Source organism: Ruegeria sp. AB5 (assembly GCF_056542645.1).
Map to the genome: position 1 here is coordinate 401589 of NZ_JBQGAE010000002.1, position 11511 is coordinate 413099.

The 11511-nt window shown below is 58.7% G+C and carries 13 protein-coding genes; all 13 read right to left on the minus strand.

Translation table 11 applies throughout. The features are described 5' to 3' along the window. A complete protein-coding gene (locus ACR0L4_RS07315; protein WP_480511734.1) occupies positions 1-768 on the minus strand; it encodes a TIGR02186 family protein in 768 nt (255 codons plus the stop codon). 2 nt (positions 769-770) lie between these two features. Continuing rightward, complete coding sequence (locus tag ACR0L4_RS07320; RefSeq protein WP_480511736.1) at positions 771-1691, minus strand: sulfite exporter TauE/SafE family protein; 921 nt, start codon at positions 1689-1691, stop codon at positions 771-773. 257 nt (positions 1692-1948) lie between these two features. Beyond that, positions 1949-2917 carry an ABC transporter permease subunit gene (locus ACR0L4_RS07325; protein ID WP_170749879.1) on the minus strand — a complete coding sequence of 323 codons (969 nt, stop codon included), beginning with the start codon at positions 2915-2917 and terminating at the stop codon, positions 1949-1951. Then, on the minus strand, positions 2917-4011 hold the full coding sequence (locus tag ACR0L4_RS07330; RefSeq protein ID WP_480511738.1) for an ABC transporter permease: 1095 nt from the start codon (positions 4009-4011) through the stop codon (positions 2917-2919). The genes ACR0L4_RS07325 and ACR0L4_RS07330 overlap by 1 nt, the downstream gene beginning before the upstream one ends. 1 nt (position 4012) lies before the next feature. Then, positions 4013-5542: an ATP-binding cassette domain-containing protein gene (locus ACR0L4_RS07335; protein WP_170749877.1), complete on the minus strand. Its 1530-nt coding sequence runs from the start codon at positions 5540-5542 to the stop codon at positions 4013-4015. Between the two features lie 86 nt (positions 5543-5628). Continuing rightward, complete coding sequence (locus tag ACR0L4_RS07340) at positions 5629-6627, minus strand: BMP family ABC transporter substrate-binding protein (protein WP_170749876.1); 999 nt, start codon at positions 6625-6627, stop codon at positions 5629-5631. A 157-nt stretch (positions 6628-6784) separates the two neighbouring features. Further along, positions 6785-7183, minus strand: a complete 399-nt coding sequence (locus tag ACR0L4_RS07345) for a GNAT family N-acetyltransferase (RefSeq protein WP_480511741.1) — start codon at positions 7181-7183, stop codon at positions 6785-6787. 11 nt (positions 7184-7194) lie between these two features. Further along, complete coding sequence (gene tsaB / locus ACR0L4_RS07350; RefSeq protein ID WP_480511743.1) at positions 7195-7782, minus strand: tRNA (adenosine(37)-N6)-threonylcarbamoyltransferase complex dimerization subunit type 1 TsaB; 588 nt, start codon at positions 7780-7782, stop codon at positions 7195-7197. Beyond that, positions 7772-8335, minus strand: a complete 564-nt coding sequence (locus ACR0L4_RS07355; RefSeq protein ID WP_480511745.1) for a NifU family protein — start codon at positions 8333-8335, stop codon at positions 7772-7774. Before ACR0L4_RS07355 ends, tsaB begins: the two co-directional genes overlap by 11 nt. A 69-nt stretch (positions 8336-8404) precedes the next feature. Then, positions 8405-8998, minus strand: a complete 594-nt coding sequence (locus ACR0L4_RS07360) for a DsbA family protein (protein ID WP_480511747.1) — start codon at positions 8996-8998, stop codon at positions 8405-8407. 6 nt (positions 8999-9004) lie between these two features. Then, the gene (locus ACR0L4_RS07365) at positions 9005-9460 is read right to left on the minus strand and encodes a universal stress protein (RefSeq protein ID WP_480511749.1); all 456 of its coding nucleotides are present in this window, start codon (positions 9458-9460) and stop codon (positions 9005-9007) included. Between the two features lie 63 nt (positions 9461-9523). Further along, positions 9524-10387, minus strand: a complete 864-nt coding sequence (locus ACR0L4_RS07370) for a branched-chain amino acid aminotransferase (protein WP_480511751.1) — start codon at positions 10385-10387, stop codon at positions 9524-9526. A 58-nt stretch (positions 10388-10445) separates the two neighbouring features. Then, positions 10446-11474: a tryptophan--tRNA ligase gene (gene trpS, locus ACR0L4_RS07375; protein ID WP_480511753.1), complete on the minus strand. Its 1029-nt coding sequence runs from the start codon at positions 11472-11474 to the stop codon at positions 10446-10448. Positions 11475-11511: the final 37 nt, after the last annotated feature.

Genomic DNA, 11511 nt, shown 5'->3' on the forward strand with positions numbered 1-11511 from the left:
TCACTTTTCGCGCAACAGTCGGAACGCTGTCGACGCGCCCCAGCCCGCCGCGATGGCAATGACCAATGACATCAGCCCGTACCAGACCGGTTGTTCGCGGGACATGTTGTAGAGGAACCGCTCCAGACCCACTTTACGCACGTCGATAGTGGTTTCGTATTGCGATACAACCTCGCCCCCACGGGTCAGGAAGATGCGCGCGGCATAGTCGCCTTCGGTCAGGTCGGCGGGCATGGCGATAGAAGTGCGGAACAGGGTTTGTTCGTCCACCGCGACCGTGTTTTCACGGATTGAATACAAATCCTCACTTTCGCGAATTCGGACAACCGCGTCGGCAAAATCCTGTGCGCTGCGAATATGCATGGCGGCGCCGACTGATCGAATGGCCCGCTCGATGGAAATCCGATAACGCAGGTCCTCGGTATCTGTAAGGATGTCATCAAGGGGACCGCTGGTTGCGACGGCATAAAAACTTGGGGCCAGATCGACAAGCACACTGTCTGTGTTGACCCAGATCCCCAGTCTGCGCTCTTTGCGCCGGACCGTGACCGGCTCGGATGGTCCAGCCAGGGCGACGATCACTTCCAGCGGAGGGCCGTCGGGGATCGGAGCCTCGCGCTTGATCGCGCCAAAGATCAGGATTTCCGAGCCATCAAAGTTGGCCGTAATGGCAACGCGATCCTGGCTGAGACCCAGGACAACCTGTTCCTCTTCGGCAACGGCGGGCAAGCAAAGCAGACACAAGACAGCGATCAGAGAGCGAAGCATGATCAATGCCCTCCTGCGCTGCCGAGTGAGTATAGCTCGGCGGGTTCCAGCAACAGATCAAGCGCCAGTTTGCCACACACAACAAGGACGAGCGCGGCCAACAGGACCCGCAACTGTTCGGCTGGCATCCGCGCGCCGATCACGGTTCCGATCTGGGCGCCGATGACGCCGCCGACCAGCAAAAGAACGGCTAGAACCACATCGACGGTATAGTTTGTGGTGGCGTGGAGCATGGTGGTGAAGGCGGTTACAAAGATGATCTGGAACAGGGATGTCCCGACCACAACCTTGGTGGGCATACCCAGCAGATAGATCATCGCGGGCACCATGATGAACCCGCCGCCAACACCCATGATGGCGGACAGGATACCGACGCACAGACCAACCAGAACCGGAGGGATAACCGAAATATACAGGCCCGACGTGCGAAACCGCATCTTGAACGGCATGGCATGGACCCATCCGCGCTGCCGCCGTTTGGCCGGTGCTGCCCCACCTTTTTTAGCCTTGCGCAGCGCGCGCAGGCTTTCGATGAACATCAGACTGCCGATCACGCCCAGAAAGACGACGTAGCATAGGGTAACCAGCAAATCGACCTGGCCCAGGCTTTTGAGGTAGTTGAAGATCACAACCCCGACGGCGGCCCCGATCAGACCACCGACCAAAAGCACCGTACCCATTTTGAAATCGACCGTTTTTCGTCGGAAATGCGCAAGCACGCCCGAAAAAGATGAAGCAACGATCTGGTTCGCCTCGGTGGCGACAGCCACTGCCGGAGGGATGCCGATGAAAAACAGCAGCGGCGTCATCAGGAACCCGCCGCCGACTCCAAACATGCCCGACAGGATGCCGACCATGCCCCCCAGCCCCAAGAGAAGGAAGGCATTAACAGAGACTTCGGCGATTGGTAGGTAAATTTGCATGGCGGGCTCTAGACGTGCGGAGGTGGGCTGTGCAACGCGGCGAAACCGCCGTCATCGGAAACGGTTGAAAACTGACTGTGGCGCGCTGCCGCCAAGTATCTGCCACTATTCGTAAATAGCCACGAAAGGTGGTCTGGGCTCTTTTCTATCAGAGGTAACACGCACATACCCTCTTAGAGCGGTTGCGGCATGCAAAATCAACTCTGCATGCCGCTCTGCAGCGAACAGGACCCAAAATAGATCCTGAACTGGACCTATCAGCGTTCTTTCACATAGGGTTCACCGCCGGCTCGGGGCGGCACCGCCTTGCCGACAAAGCCGGCCAGAATCACCACTGTCAGGATATAGGGCAGGGCGTCCATGACCTGTACCGGGATCACCACGCCGCCCAGATCGATGTTCTGGAACCGCAGGGCGATCGCTTGCAGCAGGCCGAACAGCAAACAGGCCCACATGGCGTGCCAGGGGCGCCATTTCGCAAAGATCAGAGCGGCCAAAGCGATGAACCCACGCCCAGCGGTCATTTCCTTTACAAACCCGGCCTGCAACGCGGTGGCCAGATAAGCCCCGGCGATACCGCAAAGCACGCCGCATATGGCGACTGCCGCGAAACGCAGACCGACGACCGATACGCCAGCCGTATCCACCGCCGCAGGGTTTTCGCCCACTGCCCGCAGGCGCAGACCAAAGCGGGTGCGATAGAGAATCCACCATGTCAGGGGCACCATCAGGAAGGCGATGTAGACCAGTATGGAATGGCCCGACAGAAGTTCGGAATAAATCGGGCCGATGAACGGAACACCGCTCAGTGTCTCTGCAAGCGGGAATTCGATTGGCTCAAACCGGCCTCCGCCGAACAGGGATGGGGTGCGCCCCCCTTGCTGGAACCAGCTTTGGGCGATCAGCACGGTCAGGCCCGAGGCCAGAAAGTTGATGGCTACGCCCGATATCAGCTGGTTGCCCCGGAATGTGATCGATGCAACCCCGTGCAAGGCGGACAAGGTCAGCGATGCGCCGATACCAGCCAACAGACCCAGCCAGACTGAACCGGTCACAGCTGCAATGGCGGCCGAGAAGAAGGCCGAGATCAGCATCTTGCCTTCCAGCCCGATGTCGAAAATCCCGGCGCGTTCAGAATAGAGCCCGGCCAGACAGGCCAGCAGCAATGGCGTGGCCAGTCGGATTGTCGAATCGAGAACCTGGATGAGGGTAACGAAGAACTCCATCACTCAGTCCCCTTCCGCAAACTCAGGAACAGCTTTTCCAGCGGGATGCGGACCATGTTGTCCAGCGCTCCTGTGAACAGGATGACCAGTGCCTGGATGACAACGATCAGTTCACGCGGGATAGAGGTCCAAAGTGCCAGCTCTGCACCACCCTGGTAAAGGAAGCCGAACAGCAGTGCCGCAAGGAATACCCCGAACGGGTGTGACCGACCCATCAGGGCCACTGCGATACCTATGAACCCAGCGCCCTCTGTCGAGTTGAGGACCAGCCGTTCCGCCTCGCCCATCACGTTGTTGATCGCCATCATGCCGGCCAGCGCGCCAGAGATCAGCATGGCGATGATGGTGATCCGCACCGGTGAGATACCAGCGTAAACGGCACCGGTTTCCGAATGGCCATAGGCCCGGATTTCGTACCCCAGACGGGTGCGCCAGATCAGGGCCCAGACAACCACACAGGCCAGCACCGCCACAAAGAACGAGATATTTGCAGGCGCGCCGCGAAACACGATGTTCTCAGCGGTCGAAAACATCGACTGGAAGGTCGGTAGATGCACGGCCTCAGGGAAACGCGCAGTTGCCGGGTCCTGCGAGCCGGGTGGCCGCATCACGTTAACCAGCATGTAGTTCAGCAAAGCGGCGGCAATGAAATTGAACATGATCGTGGTGATCACGATGTGGCTGCCCCGTTTGGCTTGCAGATAGGCCGGAATCGCAGCCCAGGCAGCGCCAAACAATGCGGCACCCAGTCCTGCGGCCACCAAGGCTATGCTCCAATGTGGCCAATCAATGTAGAGACAGACCATCGCAACGCCAAGCCCGCCCAACATCGCCTGCCCCTCGCCCCCGATGTTGAACAGTCTGGCGTGGAAGGCCACAGCAACCGCCAGTCCGGTGAACATGAAGTTGGTGGCATAGTATAACGTATAGCCCCAACCATAGGTCGACCCAAGTGCGCCGGTGACCATCAGGTTCACAGCCGCAACCGGGTTCTCGCCAATGGCCAGAATGACCAGCGCCGACAGAATTGTGGCCAAGAGCAGGCTGATCACCGGGATCAGCACAACATCGGCCCATTTGGGCATTTTATCCATGTTACGCTGCCTCTCCCGCAACACCGGCCATCAGCAGGCCCAGTTCTCTTTCATCCGTCTCGGCGGGCAGACGCTCGCCCATGATATGTCCGTCGAACATCACCGCGATCCGATCGGACAGCGAGAAGATCTCTTCCAGCTCGACCGAGACCAGCAGAATGGCCTTACCCTGATCGCGCAGGGCGACGATCTGTTTGTGAATGAATTCAATCGCGCCGATGTCGACGCCACGGGTTGGTTGCCCGACCAACAACAAGTCGGGGTTGCGCTCGATCTCGCGCGCGACAACGATCTTTTGCTGATTGCCACCGGAAAAGCTTTTGGCTGTCAGCCAGCCATTGGGCGGGCGGACATCGAACTTTTCCATCTTGGCGTCGGTATCGGCACGTAGGGCGGTGTTGTCCATGAAAATACCGCGCTTGTAGGCCGGGTCGCGGTGATAGCCAAAGGCCACATTCTCCCACGCGTGGAAATCCATGATCAGACCTTCGCGCTGGCGATCTTCGGGCACATGCGCAATGTGCTGCGCGCGCCGCGCCTGACCATCCGATCCCGCGCCACTGAGCGCCAATGGGGTTCCGCTCAGCTTGATAGACCCCTGACCCGGGCGCATCCCGCCCAGAACTTCCAAAAGCTCGGATTGCCCATTTCCCGCAACACCCGCGATCCCGACGATTTCTCCGGCGCGGACAGTCAGGTCAATCCCTTTGACCCGCTCGACCCCGGCGCTGTCAAAGACTTGCAGGTTTTCGATCTCGAGAATGGGTTTGCCCGGATTGGCAGGCACTTTGTCGACCTGCAACAATACCTTACGGCCCACCATCAGTTCGGCCAACTGTTCCGGGCTGGTCTCGGCGGTTTTGACCGTGGCGGTCATCTGGCCGCGTCGCATCACTGAGACCGTATCGGTGTTCTCCATGATCTCACGCAGCTTATGCGTGATCACGATGATCGTCTTCCCCTCTGCCCGCAGCCGGTCGAGGATACGGAACAGTTGATCTGCTTCGGATGGCGTCAGAACGCCGGTCGGCTCGTCCAGAATCAGGATCTCGGCCCTGCGGTATAGAGCCTTCAGAATTTCAACGCGCTGCTGCATGCCTACACCGATTTCATCGATGCGCTTGTCGGGATCCACGAACAGCTCGTATTCTTCTTCCAGCGCTTTCAATTCCTTGCGCGCCTTGGCCAGCGATGGGGCCAGCAACCCGCCATCTTCGGCGCCCAGAACGATGTTTTCCAGAACGGTAAAGTTTTCGACCAGCTTGAAATGCTGGAACACCATCCCGATGCCCGAGGCGATCGCCGCCTGACTGTCCGGAATCTCGGTCCTGGTGCCGTTGATCCAGATCTCGCCTTTGTCGGCTTTGTAAAAGCCGTAAAGGATACTCATCAGCGTGGATTTGCCCGCACCGTTTTCACCGATGATCCCGTGGATCGTTCCGGGGGCGACGCTGATGGAAATGTCTTTGTTGGCCTGAACCGGCCCAAAGGCTTTGGAAATCCCTTTGAGCTCAATGGCGGGGACGGTCATGTCTTGTCCTCAATTGCCGAAAAGCGCCACGCGGACGGCGCGGCAGAGTGAAAGCGAGGCGGAGGTTTCTCCGCCCCGAAAAGGTCTTAGAACTGCAGAGCCGGGCAGCTGTCGTTCTCGTAGTAGCTAACAACAGCCACGTTGCCCGCGATGATGTCGTCACGTGCCTTGTCGACCGCGGCTTTCATATCGTCAGACACCAGTGCTGCGTTGTTGTCGTCCATGGCGACGCCAACACCTTCTTCAGCCAGACCCATGGCAAAAACGCCGGTCTCAAGGTTTTCACCTGCGCTCATCGCGTCATAGACGGCCACGTCCACACGCTTGAGCATCGATGTCAGAACCTTGCCGGGGTGCAGGTGGTTCTGGTTGCTGTCCACGCCGATCGACAGGATGCCTTCGTCAGCCGCGGTTTGCAGAACACCAACGCCTGTGCCGCCTGCGGCCGCATAGATCACGTCAGCGCCCTGGCTGATCTGTGCCTTGGTCAGTTCCGAGCCTTTCACCGGGTCGTTCCAGGCCGCTGGGGTCGTGCCGGTCATGTTTGCAACAACTTCGATATCCGGGTTGACGGCCTTCGCGCCCTGTGCGTAGCCGCAGCCAAAGTGGCGGATCAGCGGGATGTCCATGCCGCCGATAAACCCAACGGTGCCGGATTCCGACGCCATCGCGGCCATCATTCCGACAAGGTATGACCCTTCATGTTCGGCAAAGCCGATCTGGCGGATGTTCGGCGCGTCCAGCCATGTAACGTCAACCGCAACGAACTTGGTGTCCGGATAGTCACCAGCCACAGCAGAAAGCGGATCGGCCATTGCGAAGCCCATGGTGATGATCGGGTTTGCACCTGCTTCGGCAAAGCGGCGCAGGGCCTGTTCGCGCTGAGCTTCGGATTGAAGTTCAATCTCGCGATATGTGCCGCCGGTTTCCTCGGCCCAGCGTGTGGCGCCATTATGCGCCGCTTCGTTGAACGACTTGTCGAACTTGCCGCCCAAGTCAAAGATCAACGCAGGCTCGGCCAGTGTTGCGCCTGCCGTCAGAGCGACCGCAGCCGCCGCGCCCAGAAAGGATTTCATCAGGGTCATTTGTTACTCCCGTTGGTTTTGTCGGTTCGGGGCCAAAATAGCCCCGTTTACCCACTCAGAGCGAGCATAACCGTTGTGATGACGGGAATTAAGGCTGTTTGCAACAGGTAGGGTCAACAGATTCTTGACCATTTGGTACAGAAAATGTTGCCTGCCGCTAGGGTAGGGCGCGTTCCATTACAATTGCATCACAGTTTGGGACGGATTCGCGCGCATAATAACCTTTGCGGCGCCCGCAGGTTCGGTATCCAAACCCTTCGTAAAGGGCGAGGGCAGGCGCGTTATCCGCCGCAACGTCCAACACCGCCCGAGTCGCCCCCTGGCGTACAGCCTCAGAATGCCAGTTCTTCATGCAGGCTGCAGCCAGTCCCTGTCGTTGATGGGTCGGGTGAGTCGCAATCGTCAGCAACTCGGCCTCATCTGAGACAACCTGGAACAGGGCAAAACAAGCTGGTGTTCCGACCACATGAGCAAAACGGTTCCGCAGCAGCTCGGAAAACTCGACAGCGGTCCACGGACGGCTTTGGGTAAAGGCCGCGGCGTGGGTTTCGGCCATATCCTGAGGAGTCATCCGTCCAACAGTACAGGTGGCAAATCACGGGACGGGGCTGCGTCTGCCGGGCGCACATAAAGCGGTGAAGGTGGTTTCTTTTCGGTGTTCCACTGTCGTGCCGCCACCTGAGCGATGGCCTGTGCATGCGTCCCTGTGTCTGCTGACAGATATAGAGGTCCAAGTGCGCGGGCTTCGGCCAATGGCATCAGGCGCGCGGTACCAGAGGTGTGGACGTAGACCTGATCTCTGGGCGCTTTGATGGCCGGCAGATGTCCATCGGGGGCGTTCTCGGCCAGAGCGTCGAACCCTGAAACGCCGACAGCTGGCACGCCAAGACCCAAAGCAAGCCCGCGGGCTGCCGAGACCGAGATGCGAATGCCGGTGAAATTGCCGGGGCCAACCCCCACTCCTATCGCATCGAGAGTTTTCCACCCCAGACCAGCTTCGGCCAGGACCTCTTCCAGCAACGGCATGAGCCTTTCCGCCTGTCCGCGCGACATGGCCTCGGCCCGTGTAACCACAATTTCTGAACCCCGCAGCAAAGCGGCCGCGCAATGCGCGGCCGATGTGTCAAACGCCAGAATAATCGGGTCAGACGGCAACGGGCCGAACCTCGGTCACTTCGGGAATATAGTGGCGCAGCAGGTTCTCGATCCCCATTTTCAAAGTCAGGGTCGAAGAGGGGCAACCGGCACAAGCCCCCTGCATATGCAAATAGACAACACCGCGATCAAAGCCGTGGAAAGTGATATCCCCACCGTCCTGAGCCACCGCCGGACGCACGCGACTGTCCAGCAAGTCTTTGATCTGGTTAACGACCTCGGCATCCTCGCCGGTATGTTCGGCATGCCCCGACGCAGGCGCGGCCTCATCGCCCATTACGGGCTGGCCGGACTGGTAGTGTTCCATCACGGCGCCCAAAATAGCTGGTTTGATGTGGTCCCACTGAACGTCATCCGATTTGGTCACGGTGACAAAATCGTTGCCGAAGAACACGCCGGTTACGCCACTTACAGTAAAGATGCGCTTGGCCAACGGGGATTTTTGACCGGCGTCGGCTGTTGGGAAATCAGCCGTGCCTGCCTCAAGCACCGTTTGGCCGGGCAGGAACTTCAAAGTCGCCGGGTTCGGGGTGGATTCGGTTTGAATGAACATGAGGCAGCTCCGTTGTCGTTGCTTTTGATATGCGGGTAGCCATCGTCGAAGTCAAGATTTGGAACGATTCTAAATCGAAGAAGCGTGATTTATCGCATCCCTCAGGCGGTCATCGCCCCAAAACACCTCGTCCCCGGCCAGAAAACTGGGTGCCCCGAACAGACCCAGTGTCTTGGCGCGATCCGTCTGATCAAACAGCGCCGCCTTCACGGCGGGGTCCTGGGCCATGTCTAGAAAACTGGCGGGCAAACCTGCCGCTTCAAGGCAATTCGTCAGTGTCGAAGCGGATGAGATATCACGCCCGTCCCCGAACTCAGCCGAATAGATTGCGCGTGTGAATGTCGCCCGTTGGTCCTGCTCGGGAATGGCCAATGCCAACCGCGCTGCTGTCAGTGAATTCTGCGGAAATGGATCAGGGCGTTGGAACGGCAACGCGCGCGCAGCGCACAAGCGCTCCATATCGCGCCACATATAGCGCCCTTTGGCGGGGTAGATGGTGAACGGGGACGTGGTCCATCCCTGATCAGCAAAGATAGGGCCCAGAAGAAACGGTTGCCAATCAATGGCGACATCCTTCTCAGCGGCGACCTGTTCGATCCGCATCGCGCTTAGATAGGAATAGGTCGAGGCGAATTCGAACCAGAATTGAATGGTTGCAGCCATGATGTCTCAGGTGATCTCTTCCAGCTTTTCCTTGCTCAGATCGCCCGGCACGATGGTGATCGGGATCGGCAGGCTGCCCGAGTTCTTCGTCAGCTGAGTCACCAGTGGACCCGGCCCTTTCTTGTCGGTACCAGCCCCCAGAACCAATACACCGATTTCGGGATCGGATTGCACATGTTCGATGATCTGGGCGACCGGGTCGCCCTCGCGGATGGCCAGTTCGGGTTCAACACCCTGTTTGTCACGCATCCATTTGGCGAACACTTCGTAATGGGCATGGATCCGTTCGCGGGCTTCTTCGCGCATCGTTTCGGCCACACCGATCCAGTGATTGAACTCATCCGGCGGGATGACGGAAAGGATTGTAACGCCGCCGCCGGTATGTGCGGCACGCATCGCGGCAAAACGCATCGCATTCAGGCATTCGCGGCTATCATCCAGAACAACAAGAAACTTGCGCATGTGTGTCCTCTTTTCTTTCGGGGATCATGCCCGACCGTTTGCCTGCTGGCAACTTGGCATTGCCTAGTCTCCGCTCGCAGCCCAGTCCCAATAAAGGGCTCGCGCACGCCGGGCGATAGGGCCAATCTGGAATTGCGTATCGTCCAGAGCGGTGACAGGCGACACCTTGTTCATGTTGCCCGACATGAACACCTCGTCAGCTGCATGAAAGTCGTCAAAGCTCAGAATCGTTTCATGAACGGCGACACCGTCAGCCTGCAGGTTCTTGATATGCCTTGCACGCGTGATCCCGGCCAGAAAAGTGCCGTTGGGCATCGGGGTAAAGACCTCACCATCTTTGGCCAAAAAGATATTGGCGGTTGCGGTTTCCGCCACGTTGCCCATCGCATCGGCGACCAGCGCGTTCGAGAACCCTTTGGATCGTGCCTCGGTCAACATCCGCGCGTTGTTGGGATATAGACACCCTGCCTTTGCATTTACGACAGCGGATTCCAGCACCGGACGGCGGAACCGCGTGGTGGTTAGCGTGACCGACGCCGTTTCGGGCGCCATTGGAATTTCTTCCAGGCAGATGGCAAAGCCTGTGCTGTTGTTCTGTGGGACAATGGCTGTGTGATCGCCATCGATGCCCCAATACATTGGACGGATATAGACCGCCTGATCCGGGCCATAGGTCTGCAACCCTTCGCGCACGAGATCGACCATGTGTTCCGGCGTGACGGTTGGCGTCAGCATGAGTGCTTCGGCCGACCGATTCACGCGGGCGCAATGGGCCAGAAGGTCCGGAGCCCTACCGTCGAAATAACGCGCGCCATCAAAGACTGACGATCCCAGCCACGCCCCGTGATCAGCGGCCCGCATGATAGGCGCGTCCCCATCATGCCATTGGCCGTCGAAATAAGTGCGAATATTCTTGCCCGTTGCCATGACGCCCTCCCAAGCTTTGGGCAAACCTAGGAAGGCGTTGGGCGAAGGTCCAGTGCAATCAGCGTGATGCCGCGCCAACCATGCCGACGATATCATAAGTCTGTTTGAGTATCGGCACTGTGATCGCGCGCGCGCGTTCCGCCCCGCGGGCCAGAATGCTGTCAATCTCGGCCTGATCATTCATCAACCGGGCCATCTCGGACGAGATCGGAGACAGTTTCTCAACCGCCAGTTCAGCCAGCATCGGTTTGAATTCGCCGAACTGCTTTCCGCCCACGTCTGCCAAAACCTGTTCCGCCGAGGTATCGCTCAGCGCGGCGTAGATGTTGACCAGATTGCGAGCCTCGGGCCGGTCTTCCAGACCCTCGACTTCCGATGGCAGAGCATCCGGGTCGGTTTTGGCCTTGCGGATTTTCTTGGCGATTGTGTCGGCGTCATCGGTCATGTTGATCCGGCTCATATCTGACGGATCGGATTTGGACATCTTCTTGGATCCGTCTCGCAGGCTCATGACCCGAGTCGCAGCCCCTTCGATGACCGGTTCGGTCAGCGGGAAGAAGTCGACCCCAAAATCGTGATTGAACTTGGTCGCAATATCGCGCGTCAATTCCAGATGTTGTTTCTGGTCATCGCCCACAGGGACATGGGTGGCGTGGTAGATCAGAATATCGGCCGCCATCAGCGCCGGATAGGCGAACAGCCCCAAAGACGCATTCTGCGCATTCTTACCTGCCTTATCCTTGAACTGGGTCATCCGCTGCATCCAGCCCATGCGCGCGACGCAGTTGAAGATCCATGCCAGTTGCGCGTGTTCGGGCACCTGGCTTTGGTTGAACAGGATCGACTTATCCGGATCAAGGCCAGACGCAATGTATCCAGCGCACAGTTCGCGCGTTGCGTGACGCAGCTGGACTGGGTCCTGCCAGACGGTGATCGCGTGCAGATCGACCATACAGAAGATAGTCTCATACTCTTCGCTCTGCATCCGTACCCAGTTCCGAAGCGCACCGAGATAGTTGCCAAGGTGCAGATTGCCCGAAGGCTGTGCACCGGAAAACACGCGCGGCGTGAATTGGGTCTGGGTCATCGAAGGGAACTCCCGTCTGGAAAAATCAGCCCTCGTC